General features: G+C 60.6%; 20 protein-coding genes and 1 tRNA gene. 15 read left to right on the forward strand and 6 right to left on the reverse strand.

The genetic code is table 11. From position 1 onward, the window contains the following. Positions 1-500 precede the first annotated feature (500 nt). Both JAB4_RS18885 and JAB4_RS18890 read left to right on the forward strand, forming a co-directional pair. Entirely contained in the window at positions 501-2,471 is a 1,971-nt protein-coding gene (locus JAB4_RS18885) for a Cache 3/Cache 2 fusion domain-containing protein (protein WP_070222939.1), read from the forward strand. A 49-nt stretch (positions 2,472-2,520) separates the two neighbouring features. Further along, positions 2,521-2,793: a DUF2007 domain-containing protein gene (locus JAB4_RS18890; protein WP_070222941.1), complete on the forward strand. Its 273-nt coding sequence runs from the start codon at positions 2,521-2,523 to the stop codon at positions 2,791-2,793. A gap of 9 nt (positions 2,794-2,802) precedes the next feature. Here JAB4_RS18890 and JAB4_RS18895 read toward each other — a convergent pair whose 3' ends face one another. Then, positions 2,803-3,351 (reverse strand): thymidine kinase, encoded by a 549-nt coding sequence (locus JAB4_RS18895; RefSeq protein ID WP_034755172.1) that lies wholly within the window; start codon positions 3,349-3,351, stop codon positions 2,803-2,805. Positions 3,352-3,654: 303 nt separating this feature from the next. On the opposite strand from JAB4_RS18895, the gene JAB4_RS18900 reads away from it, so the two are divergent. Then, positions 3,655-5,034 carry a cystathionine beta-synthase gene (locus tag JAB4_RS18900; RefSeq protein ID WP_070222943.1) on the forward strand — a complete coding sequence of 460 codons (1,380 nt, stop codon included), beginning with the start codon at positions 3,655-3,657 and terminating at the stop codon, positions 5,032-5,034. Beyond that, positions 5,031-6,212: a PLP-dependent aspartate aminotransferase family protein gene (locus tag JAB4_RS18905; RefSeq protein WP_070222945.1), complete on the forward strand. Its 1,182-nt coding sequence runs from the start codon at positions 5,031-5,033 to the stop codon at positions 6,210-6,212. Before JAB4_RS18900 ends, JAB4_RS18905 begins: the two co-directional genes overlap by 4 nt. A gap of 107 nt (positions 6,213-6,319) precedes the next feature. On the opposite strand, the gene JAB4_RS18910 is transcribed toward JAB4_RS18905, so the two are convergent. After that, positions 6,320-8,539 carry a penicillin acylase family protein gene (locus tag JAB4_RS18910; protein ID WP_070222947.1) on the reverse strand — a complete coding sequence of 740 codons (2,220 nt, stop codon included), beginning with the start codon at positions 8,537-8,539 and terminating at the stop codon, positions 6,320-6,322. A gap of 14 nt (positions 8,540-8,553) precedes the next feature. After that, the gene (locus JAB4_RS18915; RefSeq protein ID WP_070222949.1) at positions 8,554-9,393 is read right to left on the reverse strand and encodes a hypothetical protein; all 840 of its coding nucleotides are present in this window, start codon (positions 9,391-9,393) and stop codon (positions 8,554-8,556) included. Positions 9,394-9,619: 226 nt separating this feature from the next. Between JAB4_RS18915 and JAB4_RS18920 the strand changes: the two genes are divergently transcribed. From JAB4_RS18920 to JAB4_RS18970, 11 genes are all read left to right on the forward strand, one after another. After that, on the forward strand, positions 9,620-10,312 hold the full coding sequence (locus JAB4_RS18920; protein WP_070222951.1) for a hypothetical protein: 693 nt from the start codon (positions 9,620-9,622) through the stop codon (positions 10,310-10,312). Between the two features lie 36 nt (positions 10,313-10,348). Then, entirely contained in the window at positions 10,349-10,795 is a 447-nt protein-coding gene (locus JAB4_RS18925) for a DUF2939 domain-containing protein (RefSeq protein WP_070222953.1), read from the forward strand. 125 nt (positions 10,796-10,920) lie between these two features. Beyond that, entirely contained in the window at positions 10,921-11,424 is a 504-nt protein-coding gene (locus JAB4_RS18930) for a DUF2939 domain-containing protein (protein ID WP_070222954.1), read from the forward strand. Positions 11,425-11,510: 86 nt separating this feature from the next. Continuing rightward, a complete protein-coding gene (locus tag JAB4_RS18935) occupies positions 11,511-11,723 on the forward strand; it encodes a hypothetical protein (protein ID WP_070222955.1) in 213 nt (70 codons plus the stop codon). Positions 11,724-11,734: 11 nt separating this feature from the next. Further along, positions 11,735-12,124 (forward strand): nuclear transport factor 2 family protein, encoded by a 390-nt coding sequence (locus JAB4_RS18940; protein WP_070222956.1) that lies wholly within the window; start codon positions 11,735-11,737, stop codon positions 12,122-12,124. Positions 12,125-12,436: 312 nt separating this feature from the next. Further along, entirely contained in the window at positions 12,437-14,167 is a 1,731-nt protein-coding gene (locus tag JAB4_RS18945) for a methyl-accepting chemotaxis protein (RefSeq protein WP_070222957.1), read from the forward strand. 435 nt (positions 14,168-14,602) lie between these two features. Further along, positions 14,603-16,888 (forward strand): TonB-dependent receptor, encoded by a 2,286-nt coding sequence (locus JAB4_RS18950; RefSeq protein ID WP_070300301.1) that lies wholly within the window; start codon positions 14,603-14,605, stop codon positions 16,886-16,888. A 95-nt stretch (positions 16,889-16,983) separates the two neighbouring features. After that, positions 16,984-17,070 (forward strand) — tRNA-Leu (locus JAB4_RS18955). A gap of 168 nt (positions 17,071-17,238) precedes the next feature. Beyond that, on the forward strand, positions 17,239-18,246 hold the full coding sequence (locus JAB4_RS18960; protein WP_070222958.1) for a site-specific integrase: 1,008 nt from the start codon (positions 17,239-17,241) through the stop codon (positions 18,244-18,246). A gap of 169 nt (positions 18,247-18,415) precedes the next feature. Beyond that, positions 18,416-18,811 (forward strand): avidin/streptavidin family protein, encoded by a 396-nt coding sequence (locus JAB4_RS18965; protein WP_083287371.1) that lies wholly within the window; start codon positions 18,416-18,418, stop codon positions 18,809-18,811. A gap of 421 nt (positions 18,812-19,232) precedes the next feature. After that, a complete protein-coding gene (locus JAB4_RS18970; protein WP_139143782.1) occupies positions 19,233-20,057 on the forward strand; it encodes a hypothetical protein in 825 nt (274 codons plus the stop codon). Positions 20,058-21,127: 1,070 nt separating this feature from the next. Here JAB4_RS18970 and JAB4_RS18975 read toward each other — a convergent pair. The 3 genes from JAB4_RS18975 to JAB4_RS18985 are packed head-to-tail and all read right to left on the reverse strand — an operon-like array spanning position 21,128 to position 24,194. Continuing rightward, entirely contained in the window at positions 21,128-21,343 is a 216-nt protein-coding gene (locus JAB4_RS18975) for a hypothetical protein (RefSeq protein ID WP_070222961.1), read from the reverse strand. Next, the gene (locus tag JAB4_RS30725; protein WP_070222963.1) at positions 21,340-22,380 is read right to left on the reverse strand and encodes a phage portal protein; all 1,041 of its coding nucleotides are present in this window, start codon (positions 22,378-22,380) and stop codon (positions 21,340-21,342) included. The genes JAB4_RS18975 and JAB4_RS30725 overlap by 4 nt, the downstream gene beginning before the upstream one ends. Positions 22,381-22,394: 14 nt before the next feature. Then, a complete protein-coding gene (locus tag JAB4_RS18985) occupies positions 22,395-24,194 on the reverse strand; it encodes a terminase ATPase subunit family protein (protein WP_070222974.1) in 1,800 nt (599 codons plus the stop codon). Positions 24,195-24,278 lie beyond the last annotated feature (84 nt).

Below are 24,278 nucleotides of genomic sequence, written 5' to 3' on the forward strand. Positions count from 1 at the left end.
TTAAATCAATTCCAGGCGGCGCAGAGATGCATGCGCCAGCCAGCAAGACAGTAAGGGGATACACGACTGGTCTGCATATTATTCTACAGGATACGGCCTGGCAGTCTCCCAAGGAAGATCAGTTTCTTCCTGGAAGCTTAAACGCGGATTAAAGGCGGCGTCTCATTCATTACAAAGTGAAACATTCGTGAGAAAAATCGCATCATTCAGCAGCGATGAATATCAACATGCGCCACTGGAATGAAAAAAGTCAATAGATTGAAGCGGTAATCCTTGATCTCAATGATGTTTTTATGTGAAAAAATAATTCCTGCGGGAAACACTTAGTAACAAATGGCAAGCAACATGCTATCATCGCGCCCTGAAATACAGCTTGCCTGCGCGCCGCTCCCACAGCCGGCGCGCTTTCGTTTCAACAGTGTCCCCACCAGATCCCCTCCCCGCGTGTCATGTCATGACCAGGAATGGCCGAGCTGATTACCCTTTGCCAGACTCACACTATGCCTACAATTTCCTTCTCCCCCCGCCATTGGAGTGTCGGCGGCAAGATTACCGTCTTCACGTTTGCCCTCGTCAGCCTGATCCTCGCCAGCCTGACTGCCTTGATGAGTATCAATACCTCGCGCGTGCTGGAACAGCGTGCCGAAGCGGCCGTCACCAGCGAACTCAATAGCGTCATGACGACCACGCAAGTCTTCCATACTGCCATGGTCAACGAAGCGGCCAGCTTTGCGCGCCTGTTCGCGGCCGAATTTCCCGGCCCGTTCACGGTCGACGCGGGCGCCATGGTGGCCGTGGCCGGCAAGGCCACGCCGGCCCTGGCCAACGGCGGCAAGGTGCTCAACCTCGATACGGCCCTGGTCGACCGCTACACGGCGCAGACGGGCGTGATCGCCACCATCTTTGCCGCCAACGGCGATGAATTCGTGCGCATCAGCACGTCGCTGAAAAAGCAGGATGGCGAACGCGCCATCGGCACCCAGCTCGACCACAACCACCCCAGCTACGCGCCCCTGCGTGCGGGCCAGCGTTTCGTCGGCATGGCAACCTTGTTTGGCAAGCAATACATCACGCAATATGATCCCGTGCGCGACGCGGCAGGCAAAGTGGTGGGCGTGCTGTTCATCGGCCTCGATATCAGCAAGAATCTGGCCATGCTGAAAGAGAAGATTCGCCAGGTCAAGATCGGCCAGACGGGCTACATCTACATCGTCGACACGGCTCCCGGCGCCAATTACGGCCACCTGGTGCTGCACCCGAACAGCGAAGGCAAGAGCGCGCTGGACTTCAAGGCCAGCGACGGCCGGATGTTCATCCAGGAAATGCTGGCGCAGAAAGACGGTGCCATGCGCTATACGTGGACGGCGCCTGGCGAAACGGCTGCCAGCGCGCGCGAAAAGCAGCTGTATTACCGTCAATTCAAGGATTGGCAATGGATCATCGCGGGCGGCACGTTCACGGACGAAATCACCTTGGAAGCGCGCCAGCTGCGCAACCAGCTGGCCATTTCCGGCTTCGTCGCCCTGCTCGTCTTCGCCCTGCTGCTGTACTGGCTGGTGCGCACCCTCGTCTCGCGCCCGCTGGCCGCCGCCGAAACGGCCGCCGCGCAAATCGCCGCCGGCGACCTGACGGTGCACCTCGATACGACCAGCCTGGACGAAATCGGCCGCCTGCTGCGCGCCATGAACCGCATCAGCGACAACCTGTCGCAAGTGGTCGGCAACGTGCGCGGCAGCGCCGGGCAAATCGCCACGGCGTCCGGTGAAATCGCCAGCGGCAACCTGGATTTGTCGAGCCGCACGGAACAGCAAGCCAGTTCGCTGGAAGAAACGGCCGCCTCGATGGAAGAACTGAGTTCCACCGTGCGGCAGAACGTCGATCACGCGCAGCAGGCAAGCCGGCTGGCGCACGACTCGTCCAGCCTGGCAGCCGAAGGCGGCGCCGCCGTGGCACAGGTGGCCAGCACCATGGACGCCATCCGAAGCTCATCTGGCAAGATTGCCGACATCATCGGCGTCATCGACGGCATCGCCTTCCAGACGAATATCCTGGCCTTGAACGCGGCCGTGGAAGCGGCCCGCGCCGGCGAACAGGGACGGGGCTTCGCCGTCGTCGCCACCGAGGTGCGCACCCTGGCGCAGCGTTCGACGGCCGCCGCGAAAGACATCAAGGATCTGATTCAGGCATCGGCCGGCACGGTGGACCTGGGCCACGCCCAGGTGAGCCAGGCCAGCGCCACCATGGACACCGTCGTGGCCAGCGTCCAGCAAGTGAGCACCATCATGGCCGAGATCGCGCAGGCGAGCGAAGAGCAGCGCAGCGGCATCGAGCAAGTCAACCAGGCCATCGCCCAGATGGACCAGGTGACCCAGCAGAATGCGGCCCTGGTGGAGGAGGCGGCCGCGGCCGCCGACGCCTTGCAGGAGCAGGCGCATGAGCTGAACCAGGTGGTGAGCGTGTTCAAGCTGTAAAAGCGGGCGCGGTGCTAAGATGGCGCATACCACCTTGCCAGGAGACACGATGCACGACGACTATGTTTTGATTGCCCGGCTGATGATCCCCACGGATGCGCACGTCATCCGCGGCTGCCTGGCAGCGGCCGGCATCGACGTGCTGCTGACGGATGACCAGCACATGCAGGCCGACATGCTGCTGGCAGCCGCCATCGGCGGCGCCCGCGTCATGGTGCGCGAACACGACGTGGCGCGCGCCAATGACATCCTCGCCGCGTTCGAGCGGGGCGATCTGGCGCTGTCGGACGATGCGGACGTGGGCGTGCCCGTCGCCGAATAAGGAATTAGCTTAGGAGTAGAAACAGCGCCCGCAAGCCTGGCGGTAACTCTCGTTGCCGCCTATGCTGATCTGCTCGCCTTCCTTGATGCGGCGGCCCTGCTCGTCCACGCGGATGTTCATCGTGGCCTTCTTGCCGCAAGTACAAATATTCTTCAACTCTTCGATATCGTCGGCCAGCGCCAGCAAATAGGCCGAGCCGGGGAACGGTTCGCCCTTGAAATCCGTGCGCAAGCCGTAACAGATGACGGGCACGCCCTTCACTTGCGCCAGCTGGTGCAATTGCTGCACCTGGGCCGTGCTGAGAAATTGCGCCTCATCCACCAGCAAACAGGCGACCTGGGGAATATCGTCCAGGAAATTCGTGTCGGCATGAAAGATATCGACCTGGCGCTGCGGCCCCAGACGCGAGGTGACCCGGCCCACGCCGTAGCGGCTGTCGATGGCGGCCGTGTACAGGCGCACCTGCTGGCCCTGCTCTTCATAGTTGTGCGCGACCTGCAACAAGGCCGTCGACTTGCCCGCGTTCATCGCGGAATACCGGAAATAAAGTTTTGCCACCGCCGCCTGCCCTGTCTGGTTGATTTTCAATACTATTTAGTATCTTTTCGAGGCGTGATTATAAATCGCAATGGCGGGCTTGCGGCAGCTTAATAGTCCTGCCTGTGGTGCGGCAAGCGGGCGAAAAACGGCGCATACTCGCATCGCGCACCTTGCCGCCGATATACGCAGCGCGCATATGCAAGCATGGAAACATTCGTTCGCCGCACTCGTCCACCCGCCTACACTGCGCGGCACGGAAGGCGGCTCGGGACACGATCCTGAGCGGCTGTTTCTCTGACAGGAGCCAACATGAATGATCGAATGCCATCCCCCTCCCAGCCGCCAGCGCTATACAAGCTGATCGGCAACACCCCGCTGGTCGAAGTCACCAGGCTCGATACGGGCCTGTGCCAGCTGTTCCTGAAACTGGAATCGCAAAATCCCGGAGGTTCCATCAAGGACCGCATCGGCCTGTCCATCATCGAAGCGGCCGAAGCGGACGGCCGCCTGCAGCCGGGCGGCACAATCGTCGAGGCGACGGCCGGCAACACCGGTATCGGCCTGGCCCTGGTCGGACGCATCAAGGGCTACCGCGTGATTCTCGTCGTGCCCGACAAGATGTCGACGGAAAAAGTGCTGCATTTGAAGGCGCTGGGCGCCGAAGTGCACACCACGCGCTCGGACGTGGGCAAGGGCCACCCCGAGTACTACCAGGATTACGCGGCGCGGCTGGCGCGCGAACTGCCGGGCGCCTTCTTCGCCGACCAGTTCAACAATCCCGCCAACCCGCTGGCCCACGAAACGACGACGGCTCCCGAAATCTGGGAGCAAACTGGCCATGACGTGGACGCCATCGTCGTCGGCGTCGGTTCGTCCGGCACCCTGACGGGCCTGACGCGCTACTTCCGCAAGGCGCAGCCCAAGCTGGAATTCGTGCTGGCCGACCCGCAAGGCTCCATCCTCACCGAATACATCGACACGGGCAAAGTCAGCGACACGAGCGGCTCGTGGGCCGTCGAAGGCATCGGCGAAGATTTTATTCCGTCCATCGCCGACATGGACAGCGTCACGAAAGCCTATACCATCAGCGACCAGGAAAGTTTTGATTCGGCGCGCGCCCTCTTGCGCGCCGAAGGCATCCTGGGCGGCTCGTCCACCGGCACGCTGCTGGCCGCCGCCCTCAAATACTGCCGCGAGCAGACTAGCCCGAAGCGCGTCGTCACGTTTGTCTGCGACACGGGGACGCGCTACCTGTCGAAGGTCTACAACGACGGCTGGATGCGCGACCAGGGCCTGTTGCAGCGCGCGCTCTCGGGCGACTTGCGCGACCTGATCGGACGCCGTTACGACGAGGGCGACGTCGTCAGCGTGGCGCCCGGCGACACCCTGCTCACGGCCTTCAACCGCATGCGCGCCAGCGACCTGGCGCAACTGCCCGTCATCGACGGCGGCCAGCTGGTCGGCATTATCGACGAATCGGACTTGCTGCTGCATGTGTCGAGCGACGCCGCCCATTTCGCAGGTCTGGTGGGCGCCACCATGACGACGCAGATCGAAACCCTGGCGCCATCGAGCGGCTTGCCCGCCCTGCGCGCCACGCTGGACCGGGGCTTGACGGCCGTCGTCGCCGACGATACCGGCTTCTATGGCTTGATCACCCGCTTCGACCTTCTCAACCACTTACGCAGGACTTTATCTTGAGCCAAGAAACCACCCGCAAGCGCCATCTGGCCACCCGCGTCATCCACGCCGGCCAGTCGCCCGACCCGTCGACGGGCGCCATCATGCCGCCCATTTACGCCACCTCCACCTTTGTGCAGGACAGCCCCGGCGTGCACAAGGGCCTCGATTACGGCCGCTCGCACAATCCCACGCGCTGGGCGCTCGAGCGCTGCGTGGCCGACCTGGAAGGCGGCAACGCGGCGTTCGCGTTCGCCTCGGGCCTGGCCGCCATCTCGTCCGTGCTGGAATTGCTGGACGCGGGCAGCCATATCGTCGCCGGCGACGACATGTACGGCGGCACCTACCGGCTGTTCGAGCGCGTGCGCCGCCGTTCGGCCGGTCACGCATTCACGTACGTCGACCTGACGAATCCCGAGAACCTGCTGGCCGCGCTGCGCCCGGAAACGAAGATGGTGTGGGTGGAAACGCCGACCAACCCCATGCTGAAACTGGCCGACTTGCGGGCGATCGCCGACATCTGCCGCGAGCGGGGCATCATCGCCGTGGCCGACAACACGTTTGCCAGCCCGATGGTGCAGCGCCCGCTGGAGCACGGTTTCGACATCGTCGTCCATTCGACAACCAAGTATTTGAACGGCCACTCGGACATCATCGGCGGCATCGCCATCGTCGGCGCGGAAGCGCGCCAGTCGGAATGGCGCGAGCAGCTGGGCTTCCTGCAAAACTCGGTGGGGGCGATTGCCGGGCCTTTCGACAGCTTTTTAGCCTTGCGCGGCGTGAAAACCCTGGCCATCCGCATGCAGCGCCATTGCGAAAGTGCCCTGGTGCTGGCGCAGTGGCTGGAACAGCAAAAGGAAGTCAAACAGGTGTTTTATCCGGGCCTGGCGTCGCACCCGCAGCACGCGCTGGCGCAGCGCCAGATGGATGGTTTCGGCGGCATCATCTCGATCGACCTCGACACCGACCTGGCTGGCGCGCGGCGCTTCCTCGAGCGCTGCGAAGTATTTGCCCTGGCCGAAAGCCTGGGCGGCGTGGAAAGCCTGATCGAGCACCCGGCCCTGATGACGCATGCCAGCATTCCCGCCGAACAGCGGGCCAAGCTGGGCATAGGCGACGGCTTGATCCGCCTGTCGGTGGGGATCGAGGATATCGAGGATTTGCGCCATGATCTGCGCACGGCGCTGGACGCGATTTGAGGGGAGAGGTGTCGGATTACGCTGCGCTAATCCGACCTACGGCATACCGAGGCCGGTAGGTCGGATTAGCTCGGCAACGCCGGGCGTAATCCGACACACCACAAACCTCACTCCCCCGGCCGATACCTGCGCTCCAGGTGCTTCGCCACGTCCTCCGGATAAAACAACACCTCCTTGAATTCGCCGCGGGCATACATGGCCGCCTGGTCCTGGAAGTGCGGCGACTTCGGGTCGCCGCTCTGGCCGCCCGCGAGGATGCTTTTCGCCTTGATGCGGGGGCCGAATTCCACGGCCGCGACAAAGCTGTTGCCGCGTTCGCCGTAGATGCGTTTCGTGCGGCTCTTGCTGCTCTGGCCATACGCAGCCAGCGCGCCCCAGTTGCCCGACGCGTAAGGCACCGGCAAGCTCGGCTGCGCATCATCGAACGGCTGCACGATGTCGCCCGTCAGGCGCTGGAAGCGGTTGATCTCGCCCCACGGCGTTTGCCAGTGGCCGAAATCGCGCTGCAGTTTGTCCGCCGCCGTCGCCAGGGCAGCCAGCCGCTGCGCCGCCGTAACCTTGTCCGTCGCCAGAAAATCGACCACGGGCACGCCTTGTTCCCTCGCCTGCTTGCCCGTCAGCTCGGCCAGCTCCTGGCCCCAGAACACGGCCAGGGACGTGGCCGTGGAAGTGAGCGAATAGCGCCAGTCCCAGGCCCGCAGCAAGGCGATCTTGCCGGCCAGCGCCAGCTGTTGCGCGCCGCCGGCCGGCAGCGCATCGTAGGCGGCGAACAGCGGCGGCAGCAGCGCTTCAAAGGCCGTCAGTTCGCTGTCGTAGGACGCGGCGATCAGGCTGTCGAGCGTAAAACCCGTCTTGTTCTGAAAAACCTTGACGGCATGCAGGCCGCGCGCGTTTTCGCCGTAGACCGACATGTAGGCGGGATAGTCCTGCTGGCGCGGGCTGTTGGCGCCGGCCGCCGAATACGGCCAGTTGTTCGTGTTCTGAATCCAGCCATTCTTCGGATTGAACAAGGTGATGGTTTGCGCCACCGTGTGCAGCCCCTTCCATTCCGTGGCCGGGTCGCTGCCGTCGACGGGCTGCTTCCAGTTGAAGCGCGGGTCGCGCACGGGGATGAAATTGCCGTGAAAGTAGGCGATATTGCCGTCCGCATCCGCATACACCGTGTTGTTCGACGAATTCGTGCGCAGCTCCATCGTCTTGTAAAAGGCCGCGTAATCGCGCGCCTTGGTGCGCGTGTACGACTGCATGAGCGCCTTCAACGGCTCGCTCATCAGGCGCACGGCCACCCATTTACCGTCCAGCGCGCGCACGATGGGGCCGTGGTGGCTGTAATAGACGGTGATGGTTGTCGATCCCATGCGGCCATCGGCCAGTTTATAGGGCAAGGTGATCGGCACGGTTTTCAAAGGGCGCAGCCCGCCGTCATAGCGGTAGAACCATGCGCCGTCCTTGTCGACGATGCTTTCCAGGTATTCGTCGATGACGTCGCCGCCGCCCGAGGTATGCATCCAGCCCAGGCGGTCGTTAAAACCCTGGTAAACGAAGAACTGGCCCCAGGTGACGGCGCCGTACGCGTTCAGGCCTTCGCCGCTGGTCACCTGCACTTCGGGACGGAAGTAGAACGAGGTGTGCGGGTTGATCATCAGCAGCGCATGGCCGTTTTTGGTAATCGCGGGCGCGATGGCGAAGCCGTTCGAGCCGCTCGGTTCGGGGTCCAGGCCTGACGCCAACCTGGTCTCCACGCTGGCCAGCGCCATGGCGACGGGCCTGGCCTGCTGGCCGTAGAACGCTTCGAGCTGCGTCAGGTTGACCGATTCGATATCGCCGCCGATGCTGCCCTCGCTGAAACTGAGGGCCATCCACGGCTCGAAATGCGTAATCAAGCGAGGTTTGACGTGCGGATGCGTGGCCAGGTAAAAATTCAGGCCGTCGGCAAACGCATCCATCAGCTTGCGCAGCCACGGCGGGCTGGCGCGGTACTGCGCCTGCAGCTCCTGCGGATCGATGAAGAGCTTCATGCGCAGGTCGCGGTACAGCTCCCGCTCGCCCTCCACTTCCGCCAGCCGCCCCATGGCATTGATGTAATTGAGTTCCACGCGGGGGAAGTCATCCTCGGCCTGCGCATACATCAGGCCAAAGACGGCATCGGCATCCGTCTTGCCCGTCACATGGGGCACGCCCCACGTGTCGCGCGCGATGCTGACGTTGGCAGCCTGCGCCTGCCAGCGGGCCATATCCGTGACGGAAGCGGCTGGCACCGCCAGCACGGGAGGAGCGGTAACGATGCCGCAGGCGATGGCGGCGAACAAGGCACGGCGAACTGGCATGCACTACTCCAATATCAGGATGCGTCGATCAGGGTGGCGATACGCTGGTTGAGCTCCACATTTTCCGCCTGCAGCTGCGCCACTTTCTGCTTCAAGCTGGCGATCTCGCCGCGCAGGCGCTCCGTTTCGGACGGCGCCTGCGCCGCGTTTTCCGCCCACGGCTCGTTGCCCGTTTCCGGCGTGTCCTGCGAAACGTGAGGCGCTTTCGGCTCGCGCGGCGTGCGCGTGGCGGCGCGCTGTTCGCGGATTTCCTTGGCCGCCTGGCGCAGCAGCTTCTTGCCGCCGGCGACGGCCGCCACCTGCTCTTCGGGCGGCAGCGATGCCACGGTGGCCGCCGCATTGATGGAGATCGTGCCCGAACGGACGGCTTCCACCAGTTCGGGCGAAGCGGCTTTCTGGATCTTCTCGATCTGGCTGATCTGGTTGCTGCTCAATCTGGCCGCCTTGGCCACCTCTTCGCGCGTGCTCATGGGAGGCTTGGGTGCGTTTTCGCCATCGGGGGCGTCTGCCGCGCTGACGGGCGCCGGGCTGCGCGCGGCGACGATTTCCTTCTTGCGCAAGGCCAGCACGCCGCGCTGGAAGTCCGACACGCTGCGGCGCGCCAGGTGATTGTCGATCATCCACAGCATGACGTCGTCGAGCGAGGTAAAGCTGGTGTTCTGGATGGTCTTGAATTCGATGCCGTGCTGGCGGCAGATGGCGTAGCGGTTATGCCCGTCGATCAGCACGTCGTTCCACAGCACCAGCGCATCGCGGCAGCCTTCGGCCAGCAGGCTGCGCTCGAGCGCCGCGTACTCGCTGGCGGTGAGCGGGTCGATATACGACTGCAGCACCTGATTGATAGTGATATTCATGGTTGTCCTCAATATTGCGGCGCGATGGTCCGCGCCGGCACGAATGCTACACCATCCGCCCTCCATAAGGCTGACCGAGGTCCCCCATCGCTCGTCACGGCAGAAAAAAGCGCATTTTTCCTTTCCTTCAGAAGCAACTGAACTTATCATTTGGCAATATTTAACGACCTTCCCCTTACTCGCGCCTGCTTGCGTATGAGCGCTTCGAAGACAAACAAGGAAATCAATGAAAAAGTTATGCCGCGTCGCCATCGCTGCCCTGGTACTCAGCGGGTGCGCCACCATGGAAGTGCGCGAGACCACCCGCACGATGGAACGCATCGGCCATGATCCGCAACTGAATGTCGTTTCAAAGGTCACTGCCGGTGAAGCACTGTTGTCCACATTTCAATACACAAGCAAAACGGGCTATCAGATTTACGATGGACGCGCCGTGTCGATTGGCGGCGGACGTGTAGCTGTCATCGAGGGCGACTTCCTGTACCGCGCCGATGTCGAGGGAAAACCTGCTTACTGCACTGAACGGCAGGTATTCAATATGCTGCTGCCCGGAATGACCAAGAATGCCTGTTTTGCCGACCGAAACAATGATGGCCTGCTGGACCAGGTGATGATCGCAGGCGATCTGGCGTGGTGGCACGAAGACGTCAGCCCCGGCATCAAATTCGGCCCGGGAGTGGAAACTGCACCTATCGACAGGTCCATCAATTCACAATTGCTATATCAGGGCTACAGCAATAAGACTTTGCGCATTGCCTACCGGGAGTATGCGGGCAGCCTGGCAAGGCCGTCGTTTTCGCAAGATTTATCATTCGAGATCACAAATTTTCCTACGGAAATCACCTTCAGGAAAATCAAGATACAAGTACGTAGCGCAGGAAATCAGGGCCTGGAATACCAAATCATTGGCGGCTACTGACACTCGCGGGCAAGCTGCGATCCAGGCAGATATAGCATGAAAAGAAAGTACGCCACCGCGATCATTTTTACCGTCGCCGCCATCGGCTTCACCTGGGTCAGCCCCTACATCGCCATGTACCGCATCAGCATCGCGGCGAAATCCGTGCGCCTGGAAAACCTGGCGCAGCAGGCCGACCTGCCTGCGATCCGCGCCAGCGTGGCGCGCCAGCTGCGCGCGGGCGGCGAAACGGCCAATGACGATGATTTCAAGGAAATGCTCGACACCATCGTCTCGCCGCCCGGCATCACGGTATTGATCTTGCACGGCAAGCAGGGGGCTGATGGCAAGCGCCACGACTTCGGCATGGCGTACCGCTCGTGGAATGAAGTGGTGCTGCGGCGCAGCGGTGCCGGACCCGCCGCCAGCCAGTTTCTGCTGCGCCGCCATGGCATCTGGGACTGGAAACTGATGGACATTACCCTGCCGCCGGAATTACTCTAAAGAAACTTGATCTAAAACAACACTTACCTAAACCGTCATATTGATTTTGGGAAATATTATGTAGAATGCCAACACCTCAGGCGCACCGGGTCGCCAGGCATCCGAGAGATTGCACGATGAAAAGAATGATGCTTCTCGCTGTAGCGGTACTGGTCGCGCTGGCCGGCGTCTTCTATGGCAGCCCGTACTTCACCATGAACAAGATCCGCGCGGCCACCATGGACGAGGATACGCAGGCGCTGGCCGCGCAGATCGACCTGGCCCAGTTGCGCGGCAGCCTGGGGCAGCAATTGCACACCCTGTTCTCGGCGCCGGAAGTCGCCGACGATATCAATCCCGAGGTCATCGATCCCTTGCTCGACACCATGCTGATGCCCGAAGGCATCGTCGCATTGATGAAGCTCAATGACCGCTACGAAAACCCGATCGCCAAGGTCAGCGACATCAGCGGCCGCAAGCGCAACACCAAGCCCGACTACAGGCTGCGCTACACCTCGTGGAACAGCGTGGTGGTGCAGCGCGCCCACAGCAAAAGCCATATCGGCGAACTGACCCTGACGCGCGACGGCCTGTGGCACTGGAAGCTGGTATCGGTGGCCCTGCCAAAGAACTTGCTGGCCGACGCGTAAAGCGCCCGCCCTTCGTGTCGTCAATCCAGCGGCTATCCGACACCGGACACTGCTATCATCGGATTTTGATTTCCAACGGAGGCAGCATGTCAGACCTGGTACAACACGCCCTGGCCCACGCGGGCAAACCGGCCACCACGCCTTGGGTGGTGACCTTGGTCGGCGGTGAAAAACTCACCGGCCCCATTTCCCCGCTCAGCGACGGCTGCTACGCCATCGGCCTGGGACAAATCAAGTACTTTTCCAGCGACAAGGTCGCCTGCCTGAATGTATCGGGCGCGGGCGCATTTCCTATCTGAAGATCTTGCCAATGGATGACGCGCGGGATACTCAGCAGGACAGCCTGGCGGCGCAGCTGCAGGCGCTGGAAGCGGCGCTGCAAAGCCAGGCGGTGCGCGCCGACAGGGCCAGGCTGGCGGCCCTGCTGGCTGACGACTTCGTCGAGTTCGGCAGCTCGGGCAATCTCTGGACGCGCGCGGCAACCCTGGCGGACTTGCCGGTGGAAGACTTTTGCCAGCGCAGCATCCACGATTTTCAGGCCCGCTTGCTGGCGGACGATGTTGCCTTGGTTACCTACCGCTCGCAACGCCACGCCAACGGCACCCTGCCCGCCAGCGCCAGCTTGCGCAGTTCCTTGTGGAAATGGCGCGATGGCCGCTGGCAAATGATTTTTCACCAGGGCACGCCCATTCCCGGCTGATCCACCTCCCCGAAGATACTGTCCTGCGCCCGATCAAACGGCGCAGGAACCAGCATCCATGCCGAAAAGTTGTTTTTTGACACGCAAAATATCATTGATTTAATGAATTTTTTGTGCAACAATGAATTTAATAAATAAAACAAATAAATTATTGAAATCGGTTTTTTAAATTAATTCCATCCTTGCACCACGAATCCGTGTTCTGGATAGAAAAGCACTGCGTAGGACTCGACCCGTCGCCAGGCAAGCGCCTGCCACCGGTCTCACGCAAGCCCCCTTTCTAATCATCACCACGTATTTTGGAGAGACATCATGGACAAATTCACCGTACGCACCCAGCTCACTCTGGCTTTCGGCCTGCTGGTCTTTTTCCTCATCGGCATATCGATCCTGTCCGTGCGGAGCTTTTCCAACTTCAACGCCAGTTTTGACCAGTATGTCAACGGCATCACCGCCCGCGCCAATACGGCGCACCGCGTACGTGACGCAATCGACATGCGTGCCGTGGCGGCCAGGAATCTGGTGCTCGTCACCAAGCCGGAAGACCTGGAGATCGAACGCAAACAGGTCTTGCAGGCGCAGGCTGAGGTCGTCAAGAACATGCAGCATCTGCTGCAGCTGACACAGCAGCCTGAGGTATCGGATGAAGTGCGCGCCATAGTCAACAAGATAGACGGCATCGAAAAACGCTATTCTCCCGTAGCGATGGCTATCGTGGACCTGGCGCTGCAAAAGAAAACCGAGCAGGCCATCGTCAAGATGAATGAGGAATGCCGCCCGCTGCTGGCCGCCCTCGTCGCCGCCAGCGATGAATATTTCGCCCTGACGGACCAGCGCTCTACCGCCATCTTGCAGGAAGACAACGAGCGTTACACGCTCAACAGGAATATTCTCATCGGCGCCAGCCTGCTGTCCATCGTGCTGGCAGCCCTGGCGGGCTGGCTCATCACACGCAGCCTGCTCAAGGCGCTGGGCGCAGAACCGAAGCAGCTGTGCGACGCCGTCAGCCTGCTGGCCGGCGGCGACCTGACAGGCAAACTCAACGTTGCACCGCACGATACCGCCAGCGTGCTGTCGGCGCTGCAGCGCATGCAGGAGTCGCTGACCACGGTAGTGTCGTCGGTGCGCCAGGATTCCGACACCGTTTCCCTTGCCGCCGCGGAAATTTCCAGCGGCAATAGCGATCTGTCGCTGCGCACGGAACAGCAAGCCAGTTCGCTGGAAGAAACCGCTTCGTCAATGGAAGAGCTCACCAGCACCGTGCGCAAGAATGCGGAAAATGCCCGCGAAGCCAATGTGCTGGCCACGACGGCATCGGACGTCGCCAGCAAGGGCGGCGCCGTGGTGGGGCAAGTGATGGGCACCATGGACCTGATCAGCGAATCGTCGCGCAAGATTGTCGACATCATCAGCGTCATCGACGGCATCGCCTTCCAGACCAATATCCTGGCCCTGAATGCCGCCGTGGAAGCGGCACGTGCCGGCGAACAGGGCCGCGGCTTCGCCGTCGTGGCGACCGAAGTGCGCGGCCTGGCCCAGCGCAGCGCCAGCGCAGCCAAGGAAATCAAGGCGCTGATCGACGATTCCGTCAGCCGCGTCGATGCGGGCTCCAGGCTGGCGGCGCAAGCGGGCACGACGATGTCCGAGGTGGTCGCCAGCGTCGCCCGCGTCAGCAACATCATCGCTGAAATCACGGTGGCCAGCCAGGAACAGTCCGCAGGAATCGAGCAGATCAATCAGGCGGTGACCCAGATGGATAGCGTCACGCAGCAAAATGCCTCGCTGGTGGAAGAAGCGGCGGCGGCGGCCGAATCGCTGCGCGAGCAGGCCAGCCACCTGGTGGAAACCGTGAGCATCTTCAAGACGCATGACAGCCATCTGGCGGCACCCGCACCGGCGCCAGCACCGGCACGCGCCAGTCACAAGCCGCTGCACCTGGTACCGGCAACGGCCAGCAGCCCCGCCAAGCGCCAGGCCGCGCCGGCAAAACCCCGTGCGGCGCAAGCGGAAGCCGTGACGGCCGGCGACTGGGAAGAGTTTTAAGCACATACAGGCATGCAGCCACGCATGCCCCGCTTCACACGCACAGGGGAGAGCCGCAGCCGGCCTCCCCTGTCGCGTTGCAACAACACGCCCCTCACATAAAAAATCCGCGGCAACTGTTGTATTTGTGCCGCCCCGGATCCCGCTACTACGCCGAAATGGCGCATGCTTTTTTGCGCCGCCGCAGGAAACCGCGTCGTCTTGTCCAGCCTATTTTGTTCCCGCACAAGCCTGCCGGCACTCCACTATGCACCCGCCAGATAGTGACGACAAATACGATTTTATTCGCGTATTGAGTCGAAACGGATATGAATAACCATCGTAGGAAAATGGCATGAATACCAAAATTTCCCGTGCTAGCATGATTTTTCGTTCAGCTGGCCAGCGCCAGCTTGCATGCCCCCAACAACCTTGACCGACAGGAGCCGTTTCATGATGACACCGCATGCCAGCACAGTACGCCACACCCTGATTGCCCTGGCAATCAGCGCCGCCTTTCCGCTGCAGGCGATGGCACAGGATAGCGTCCCGGCGCCAGCCGCCGACGCGCCTGCCGCGCCGGCGGCACAGACCGGTCCTGGCCAGCTGGAAACGGTGATCGTGACGGCGCAGCGGCGCGCGGAAAACATCAAGGACGTGCCCATGTCCATCGCCACCTTGAAAGGCGACAAGCTCGACACGCTGACGGCCGGCGGCGCCGACATCCGCTTCCTCAACAGCCGCTCGCCCAGCGTCTCCGTCGAATCGGATTACGGCCGCACCTTCCCCCGCTTCTACATTCGCGGCCTGGGCAATACCGACTTCGACCTGAACGCCTCGCAGCCCGTGGGCCTGGTGATGGATGACGTAGTGCAGGAAAACGCCATGCTCAAGGGCTTTCCCGTGTTTGACGTGGATCAGGTCGAAGTGCTGCGCGGCCCGCAAGGCACCTTGTTCGGCCGTAACTCGCCAGCCGGCGTGATCAAGTTCGATTCCGCCAAGCCCGTCTTCAAGACGGAAGGCTACCTGAGCGGCGGCTTCGGCAAGGATGGCATGAAGAACCTGGAAGGCGCGTTCAACGTGCCCGTCAGCGACACGGTCGCCCTGCGCTTTTCCGGCCAGACGCAGCGCCGCGACGACCGCGTGCACAACCCGCGCCCCACCGGCACGCGCGACTTCGAAGGCTATGAAGACAGCGCCGCCCGCCTGCAGGTATTGGTCAAGCCCACGCGCGACTTCACGGCCCTGTTCAACGTGCACGCGCGCAATCTCGACGGCACGGCCACCCTGTTCCGCGCGAATATCCTGAAACAGGGCACGAACGACCTCGTCGACGGATTTGATTACGACAACTACCCGACCGACGGCATCAACCGCCAGCACCTGAAAACCAAGGGCGCCAGCATGCGCCTGAAATGGGACTTGCCCGGCGTCACCTTGCATTCGATCACCGGCTACGAAAAGCTCGATTTCTACAGCCGCGCCGACGTCGACGGCGGCTATGGCGCCGTGTCCGCGCCGCCGATGGGTCCCGGCTTCATCCCGTTCGTCGTGGAAACGGCCGACGTGATCCCCAAGCACAAGCAGATTTCGCAGGAATTCCGCGCCGAGTCGTCTGCCCGCGGCCCGCTGCAATGGATAGCCGGCCTGTTCTACTTCAAGGAAGATATCCAGATCGACAGCATCGGCTTCAACAGTCTGGCGCCCGGCAACCCGCAAAGCCCGAACTACGCCACGCAAAACCAGAGCTCGAAGTCGTACGCGGCGTTCGGCTCGCTCAACTACACGGTCTCTGACGCCCTGAAACTGCGCGCCGGCCTGCGCTACACGACCGACAAGAAGGATTTCTCCGCCAAGCGGGTGGAGGCGACCACGGCCGGCCCCTTCGACTTGCACGACACCTCGCACAACGTCAGCTGGGACTTGAGCGGCACCTATGTATTGACGCCGGCAACGAATGCCTACGCGCGCATCGCCACCGGCTACCGCGCGCCGTCGATGCAGGGCCGCCTGAACGGCCTGGCCGACCGCCCTTCGTTTGCCGGCGCCGAGAAAGCGCTGTCCGTCGAGGCGGGCATCAAGCAGGACCTGTTCGACAAGCGCGCGCGCCTGAGCCTGGCCATATTCCAGTACCGCGTGAAGGACAAGCAACTGACGGCCGGCAGCGGCGCCGTCAACATGAACCAGCTGATCAACGCAGACAAGGCCACGGGCCGCGGCGTGGAACTCGATTTCCAGGCGAACCTCAGCGATTCGCTCAGCATGACCCTGGGCGGCAGCTACAACCATACGGAAATCCAGGACAAGAAGCTGTTCGTGCAAAGCTGCGGCAACGCGCAAAACAACCCGGCCAGCGGCTGCACCGTGACCGACCCGCTGGGCCCGTTCAAGGGCACGGCCTACATCGACGGCAACCCGCTGCCGCGCGCGCCGGAATGGCAAACCAACTTCACATTAAAGTACAGCATTCCCCTCGCCAATGGCGAGTTCTACGCCTACACGGACTGGGCCTACCGCACCAGCTACAACTTCTTCCTGTATGAAGCGAAGGAATACAAGGCCAAGGAACTGCTCGAAGGCGGTTTGCGCGTCGGCTACAAATGGGACAAATACGAACTCTCCGCGTACGGCCGCAACATCACCAACCAGATCCAGTCGCTGGGCGCGATCGATTTCGACAACCTGACGGGCATCATCAACGAACCGCGCACGTATGGGGTGCAGTTCAAGGCAGTGTTTTGATGGCGGGTAGCGGATACCTGGCTATGTCTGCGGCCCCGTCGCTCAGGCACAAGATGGCGTAATACACATCACCTGTGCTAGAATCTCGCCGCGCTGCCCGGATGGTGAAACTGGTAGACACTGGAGACTTAAAATCTCCCGCCTGTAAGGGCGTGCCGGTTCGATTCCGGCTCCGGGCACCAGCGCACAGAATTCAGAAGCATCGAAAAAGCCACCAAATCCAATAAAATCAACGGGTTAGTGGCTTTTTTTACGTCCCGGCATTTCCCTTAATCCAGATTAAACCCGACAAAAACCAATAGCGATTACGCCAAATTTACGCCATGATTACGCCTCAACGAGAGGGATGCATGGCTTCATTCAGGAAACGGGTTGGCGGTTGGCGGGCAGAAATCGCCATCCTCGGCACACGGGAATCTAAAACATTCAGTACCAAGGCCGAGGCTGCGGCCTGGGCGTCGGAACGCGAAACCGAAATCCGGCGCGGCGCCGACAGCGGCATCGTCATCGGCAAAAGCTGCGGCGACGCGTTCGACAGGTATCTGGAAGAAGTCTCGATCCACAAGCGCGGCGAGCGCTGGGAAAGGCTGCGCCTCAACGCCATCGGCGAAGTGATCATTGGCGGTGAAAAAATCAAAGACATCAAGCTGGCCAACGTGACGCCTGAACTGCTTGGCGCCTGGCGCGATCAGCGCATGACCGGGGAAGGCAAGGTCAGTGGCGCCACCGTGAATCGTGAGCTGAACTTGCTTTCCCACGTTTTTACGACTGCGCGCAAGGAATGGAAATGGCTTGCGGACAGTCCGACGAGCGACGTGCGCCGCCCCAAGCCTGCCGCGTCCCGCGAACGCATTCCTACCGAGGATGAAATCGAACGCCTGTGCAATGCACTTGGCTTCGCCAACGAGCCTGTGACAACGAAGAGCCAGGCCGTGGCGGTCGCCTACCTCTTCGCCATCGAGACGGCGATGCGGGCCGGGGAAATCTGCGGCCTGATGCCTGCCTGGGTAGATGGCACTGTCGCCCGCCTCCCCGCCTCGATCAATAAAAATGGTGTACGGCGAGACGTGCCCCTATCGACGCGCGCGCTGGACCTCCTGGCGCTGTTGCCGGACTCCGGCGAGGCGCCGTTGTTCGGCATTTCCACATCCTCGCTCGATGCCCTATTCCGCAAAGCGCGCGAACGATCCTGCATCGAAGGACTGACTTTCCACGACAGCCGGCATGCGGCCATCACGCGGCTGGCAAAAAAACTAAACGTGCTGGACCTGGCGCGCATGGTCGGCCACAGGGATTTGCGTATGCTCCAGGTCTATTACAACGAGAGTGCCGAGGATATGGCGGCTAAGCTCGGGTAGGCACGGCTATATGCAAACGAAGTGGGCGGCATAGACGACACTAGGAGAACGGACTTCCTCAGAAAAGCCGCCCTAAAATCAGCACTCTCGTGACATTTGACAAGAATCGACGGTTAGTAAAGTTGTACCATGGTGTTGGTTACAACTCCAACTTTTCCACGAGGGCACTATGTCACATGAACTCGCGCTCACAACTGCGGTGAGTACAGAAAATAATAACGTCAACAACTCCATCTGGATCGGGCATTGGAAAAATCAGATGGGCTCTACGATGGAATTGCAGCTAACCGGTTCCGACTTGTCTGGCACCTACGTGTCAAGCAGCAGCAGTGCCGGCGGCCCAATTAAAGGTCCCTTAAAGGGCTATGCAGCGGGAGATAGAGCGGCGTTCGTCGTGATGTGGCCAGGCGGATCGATAACCACGTGGGCAGGCCAAATTATCAATGACCAGCTAAACCCATCCATAAAAACGTTGTGGCATTTAGTGACGGATGTTCCTGATGCCGATGAGCCAACAAAATTTTGGCAATCTACACTTGCTGGCGCAGACGAATTCACTCGATGATAGATGCGGATTCGATTCCCACCCCCACAACTAAATTGTTTAAAATCAAGTAGTTAGAAAGAAAAAGAGTGTCATTATTTGGGTTGTTTTAACCTAGGAATGACAACAAAATGACAGCCTTTTTTCCGTGTACGCGCCTGACACGGTGATCTGAGATCTGTACCCTGTTCATGGTTACCCGATACGGGGTTCGGAGATGTTGGCGACCGAATAAATGCAGAACTGGTCGTAATTTCAGACACTGCGGAAGGACGGATTACAGGCCCCCGTCTCGGTGCAGACGTTATAGATTCGTCGGGCCAACGTAAGACCAACCAAGCTGGCCATCATGGCAGAGGCAGTGTCATGCTCCTCACCTGGCACATCACTTGGACTACCCAAAACCACAGGTACTAGGCACACGCCTCAAAAATGTTAAACTTTGCAAGCATTTTCTTTAAATACGCGTAGAATACGTGAAGAACATAACGCAAAAAATAGTACAAAAATGACAATTCAACCCCAGACCACATGCAATGAAATAAGGGAACTGATTCATACGTTTGTGGATAAAGGTAAATTTCTAGACCGTGACTCACAAGTAGCCCTAGAAATTTTTGCAGAAATCGACAAGCTGGATAACTCCAATCCAGATGAAGGATTAGAACTCCGTGCTGCTTTGTTACATATTTGCGGTGATTTAAACGGTGCAATTACTGCATTAGATCAACGAACGAACAAAGATTTAAGCTCAGACTTAACTATATTGGCAAACTACAGTAGGTGCGAAGCCGCGCAAGCACTTTTTGCGAAGTGCGGTCCTACTACAGGCATGTTTTGGTCAAATGTTATGTATGCGAAACCTGCTGGAGCATTCCACATGGCGGCTAGTTTCGCTCGTGAAGCAGAGCGCATGCACTTACAAAGTACGAAGAGTACTTGCACCAGTGTGTACTCCTTAGAGGAGATTTTCATGATTGACGAAGTTCTTGATGAACTAGGAATCACCGACCCTAGTGCTGGAAAGATCATGGAAGTTGCAGGACGCGTCCTTGAACAACATGGATATATGTTCCTAAGCGCCGGGCCAGAGATTGAGATTTTTGGCGACCGCGGAGAGCAACGCACCATAAACTTAACCTATCGCGTCGCGGCAAGCTCTTCTGATGCAATCAACATGTACATGGACTTCATCGATGGACTATTCCAACGAGACTTAGATATGCCAATAGGGTTCCACGTGAGTTTTGGCGGGTCAAACGCATGACAACGACCTCGCAAGACCTCATTAACTCTGTTACAAAAAACCATACCCTTTCAACCTGCGAAGCCGATTGGCGGGGGATCTGCTCCAGATCCTATTACACGATATACCAGGATGGGAAAGAGTTTCACAATCAGCTTCCGATACCCGGAAACCTACGTCCGGGGAGTGCCTCTGGCATGCATCAGGAGTTGCTTGAACGCCTGTCTAATCCGGGAATTCCTAAGGCAGATAGAAAATGTTTGCTATCAAAGCAAATTGGTGCACTTATGACAAGTCTCCACCTTAGACGAATCAAAGCTGACTATAAACGGCCAATGCTTATCACTCGCCAGGATGCAGATGACAGTCTTGCCGAGGCAAACGCAGTGTTTACCGCCATTTACGGTGGAACGGCGGCTATACATCCCGTGGTTGCCACGCCTGCGCCGACTTTGCCGCAAGCGGGACAACCGGCAGTAAAGGCAGGAAATCGAGTGGGGGCGCCTAGTAGGCCTACGCTTACCCGAATAAAATAAAAGAGGCCCGCGTATGCGGGCCTTTTCTATTCCGTCCATCGCGATGCTCTAGCGGTCACCAACTCACTTACATACTCTGTCGTACACGAACGGCTTCAAGTAAACGTCTTGTTCTCAACTTCGATAGTTTCTACTATCGGCTGGTTGACTTTCTTAAAGTGGAATGGTCCGTGAAGTTTTAATGCAACCCATCGACGTACAGAGCCTCTTCCCTACTACTCCCCACGCAGCCACGCACCACCAGCACGAAAAACCGCTCAAAGTGCGTCAAAATGCGTCAAATTGCATGCCCCCTCTTCGCCCCGCCGTGCCAGTCCTCATGCGCCTTCGGCCATAGTGCAAATTTGAGTCAAAAGACCTCTATATAGCGGGCAGGTGTGGAGGGGGGACAACTGCGCGCGCCGGGCCGAAACTGACCTTTTTCTTGCCCCGGGTGCAACATCATTCGTCAGGGCGTGAAAAAGCCGCCTCTTGGGCGGCCTGTGCGGTGGCTGGGGCGCTCCGGCGCGGCTGGGCTATCTCAGCCCCGCCCTGCCGGCTATCGCGGCGTAGCGGTCATCCTGCGCGGCCGGCGCGTGCCTTCGCCGCCTGCTCCTTGTCGTAGTCGTCGCGGCAATCCACATCGCAGAACAGCAGTGCGGGCGCCAGCGGCTCGTCGCAGTAGTGGCAGCAGCCGTGCGCCTCCAGGCCTGGCCGGCGCCGCACGGCGGCCAGGCCGCGCGCCACCTCGGCAAAGATGATCTTGTCCGTGTTGTCGACGTGGTCGCTCATTGCACGCCCTCCCCGCCCGTGGCCAGGTCATACGGGGCGAACTTCACCACTTCCACGCCGGCCCACTCGTTGATCGCCATGAACTGTGCCTGCAGCGGCACCAGCTCGTTGCGCGCGAAGACGCGCGCGGCAGGTTCCACGGCGCCGAAGCCGCCGGCATTGTTCGGCAGGATGCCCATGAGCTGGGGCGGCACGCGGTGCGCGGCCAGTTGGTCGTCGCGCGTGACGCTCTTGATGTTGAAAAACTCGTCCTTGGCGGCCACGTCCGACACGGGCAGAATCTGGATGCCGTCCTTCTTGCCGTTCGGCGCGTACATGAACAGGTTGCGGAAGTTGCCCGGCCCCTTGCTGTCGCGCATGGCCTGGCGCAGGTTGTCCACGTCCTGGGTGTTCGCCGCGGCATCGGTCATGTAAAACACGAAACCGGCGTGCGAGCCGTTCTTGTAATACTTACGGCGGAACAAGGTGGCCGCCTCGTTGAGCCATGCCGACTGCAGCGCGCTCAGGTACTGCGGCACACCGTACAGCTCCTGATTCACGTCCGGTTCCATCAGGTGGAAGACGCGGCCCTTGTCGAACTGGTGCACGGCCTGGTAGCCGTTCACGAAATAATAGGTATCCAGATCGACGCCGCGCCGCATGTACTTGGCCAGCGCATGCTGGTACATCAGCGCCTTGCCGCTGCGGCTGGGCCGGTCTTCCAGGTAGGCATTGCCGAACGTCAGGAAGTCCAGGGCCATGCGCTTGAAGGCGTCGCGCGACAGGTACTTGCTGGGGATCAGCGTGGACGCCAGCACGTTGGCCTTGAAGTGGATGGCGCTGCTGTGGTGCACGCCCGCGTTAAACGACTTGGCCAGGCCAGCCAGGTTGACGGGCGGCTCGTACCAGTGCCCGTTCTTCCAGCATTCGAAGCAGTCGAGAATGTCGGCGTGCTCGAGCACGGGCGTGGGGTCGCCGAAGGAAAACGCCTCGATGCCGGCGGCGGCCGGCGCCGTGGCCGCTGTGGGTGGTGCGCTCTCGGCCTGCCGGCCGCGCAAGTGTCGTGCTTTGCTCAAGAATAAATCTCCATGAAAGAGTGGTGGTTGTCGGTGGTGCCTTCGAAGGGCTCGTGATCGAGGGCGTGCATGCAGGCCCACGCCAGATCGGCGTGGCCGGTTTCGTCGCTGCGGCCGGCGACATACGTCACGTGCCGCCCGCTGGGGGTGAGGGTCTTGTGGATGGCCATGAAGGACTGCGCAATGTCGGTCCAGCCGGCGTCGAATTCCAGCCGGCCCTTGCTGATGATGTTTTTCGCCTTCAAGACCATGCGGGTTTTGACTTCGGGCGAGTAGTTCAGGGCCGTGACGGCCGGGAAGAAGCCGCGCACGATCGGCAGCACGCCGATACCCATGCCCGTGGTATCGATGCCGATGTATTCGACGTTGTAACGCTGGGTCATCTGGCGGATGGCGTCGGCGTGATCCTCGAAGCTCTGCCCGCGCCACTGGTGGCGCTCCAGGATGCGGAACTTGCCGCCGGCCGTCATGGGCGGCGCCAGCACGACGCAACCGGCGCTGTCGCCGTTCAAGGCCGGGTCGTAGCCGATCCACACGGGGCGGTTGCCGAACGGGCGCAGGCCCAGCAAGGGCTTGTAGTCGTCCCACTCGACCCAGGAATCGACCATGCAGCGCTGCAGCTCGGCCAGCGGGAAGACCGAGGCCGAGTCGTCGATAAAGTTGCACATCAGCAGGTTGTCGAACTGGTCCGGGCTGTATTCGAAGTTGCGCAGCTCGTCGATGTCGAACAGGTTGCAGCCGCCGCGCTCGGCGTCGAGGATGGTGACGATCTGGCGCCATATCTTGTCCTCGCCCGTAAAGCCCGACGACAGGCGGGCGTGGCTCACGTCGATGTTGACTTGATCCGCCTTGGCGCGGCGCTTGTTGAACAGCTCGCCCGTCCAGAACGGGTAAGCCTGGTGCGTGGTCGAGGATGGCGTCGAAAAATACGTCTTGCGCCACTTCTTGTGGATGGCCATGCCCGAGGCCACCTTGTTGAGTTCCTGGAAATTCTGCGTCCAGAAGAATTCATCGAAGTAGAAATTGCCGTGATAGCCCTGCGCCGTGCGCGCATTGGTGCCCAGGAAATACAGGTGCGCGCCGTTCGGCAGCACGATGGGGTCGCCCGTCAGCTCGATGCCGGCAGCTTCACGCGCGAATTGCACGATGTATTGCTTGAAGACGTGCGCCTGCGACTTCGAGGCGGACAGGAAGATCTGGTTGCGGCCCGTCGCCATCGCGTCGGCCAGCGCCTCGCGGGCGAAGTACCACGTGGCGCCGATCTGCCGCGACTTGAGGATGGCGCGCGTGCGCTGGTCGCCGTTGCGATACCAGACCTTTTGATAGTCGAAGAGCGAATCCTGGAAGGCGTCGAGCAGCTGGATTTTCTGTTCTTCGCTGAAATCGTTGCGCGTCGGCTTCTTCTTCGGGCCGGCGTTGCGGTTCGCCAGCTTGGGGTTGAGATCGACCTCGTTGCCGCCCGGCTGCTCGTAGCGGCGCACGCGCGCCGCCTGCACGATGGCGCGCATCAGCAGATCGATTTCCTTGTAGTCGCTACCGCTCTTGACCTCTTTTTCGATCAGTTTGACCAGGCGCAGCTCGGCCGCTGCCTCGACGTGCTCGATGGCCTGCGCCTTGTCCCACTCGTCGCGCGCCTTCCAGCTATTGATCGTGCTGCGCTTGATCCCTAAGTGTCGGGCGATGGACGAAATGCGCCAGCCCTTCCAGTACAGGGCGCGCGCAGCACGGCGCGGCTCGGATTCGGGCACGGCCAGTTCGGCGATTATTTCTTCGGTTTTTTGTTCAATGACTAGCATGCCGCCAGCGTAGGCCGCGCGCGCGCGGAGCGGGGGAAGGCAAAAGTCGCTATGGCCCATAGCAACCCGCACCGCATTGAATCG

The sequence above is a fragment of the Janthinobacterium sp. HH102 genome (assembly GCF_001758625.2).
Taxonomy (GTDB): Bacteria; Pseudomonadota; Gammaproteobacteria; order Burkholderiales; family Burkholderiaceae_D; genus Janthinobacterium.

Coding starts and splice junctions, on each gene's coding strand:
- JAB4_RS18885 (WP_070222939.1), top strand. CDS start 501: ATGCCTACAATTTCCTTCTCCCCCCGCCATTGGAGTGTCGGCGGCAAG.
- JAB4_RS18890 (WP_070222941.1), top strand. CDS start 2,521: ATGCACGACGACTATGTTTTGATTGCCCGGCTGATGATCCCCACGGAT.
- JAB4_RS18900 (WP_070222943.1), top strand. CDS start 3,655: ATGCCATCCCCCTCCCAGCCGCCAGCGCTATACAAGCTGATCGGCAAC.
- JAB4_RS18910 (WP_070222947.1), bottom strand. CDS start 8,539: ATGCCAGTTCGCCGTGCCTTGTTCGCCGCCATCGCCTGCGGCATCGTT.
- JAB4_RS18915 (WP_070222949.1), bottom strand. CDS start 9,393: ATGAATATCACTATCAATCAGGTGCTGCAGTCGTATATCGACCCGCTC.
- JAB4_RS18920 (WP_070222951.1), top strand. CDS start 9,620: ATGAAAAAGTTATGCCGCGTCGCCATCGCTGCCCTGGTACTCAGCGGG.
- JAB4_RS18925 (WP_070222953.1), top strand. CDS start 10,349: ATGAAAAGAAAGTACGCCACCGCGATCATTTTTACCGTCGCCGCCATC.
- JAB4_RS18930 (WP_070222954.1), top strand. CDS start 10,921: ATGATGCTTCTCGCTGTAGCGGTACTGGTCGCGCTGGCCGGCGTCTTC.
- JAB4_RS18935 (WP_070222955.1), top strand. CDS start 11,511: ATGTCAGACCTGGTACAACACGCCCTGGCCCACGCGGGCAAACCGGCC.
- JAB4_RS18940 (WP_070222956.1), top strand. CDS start 11,735: ATGGATGACGCGCGGGATACTCAGCAGGACAGCCTGGCGGCGCAGCTG.
- JAB4_RS18945 (WP_070222957.1), top strand. CDS start 12,437: ATGGACAAATTCACCGTACGCACCCAGCTCACTCTGGCTTTCGGCCTG.
- JAB4_RS18950 (WP_070300301.1), top strand. CDS start 14,603: ATGACACCGCATGCCAGCACAGTACGCCACACCCTGATTGCCCTGGCA.
- JAB4_RS18960 (WP_070222958.1), top strand. CDS start 17,239: ATGGCTTCATTCAGGAAACGGGTTGGCGGTTGGCGGGCAGAAATCGCC.
- JAB4_RS18965 (WP_083287371.1), top strand. CDS start 18,416: ATGTCACATGAACTCGCGCTCACAACTGCGGTGAGTACAGAAAATAAT.
- JAB4_RS18975 (WP_070222961.1), bottom strand. CDS start 21,343: ATGAGCGACCACGTCGACAACACGGACAAGATCATCTTTGCCGAGGTG.
- JAB4_RS18985 (WP_070222974.1), bottom strand. CDS start 24,194: ATGCTAGTCATTGAACAAAAAACCGAAGAAATAATCGCCGAACTGGCC.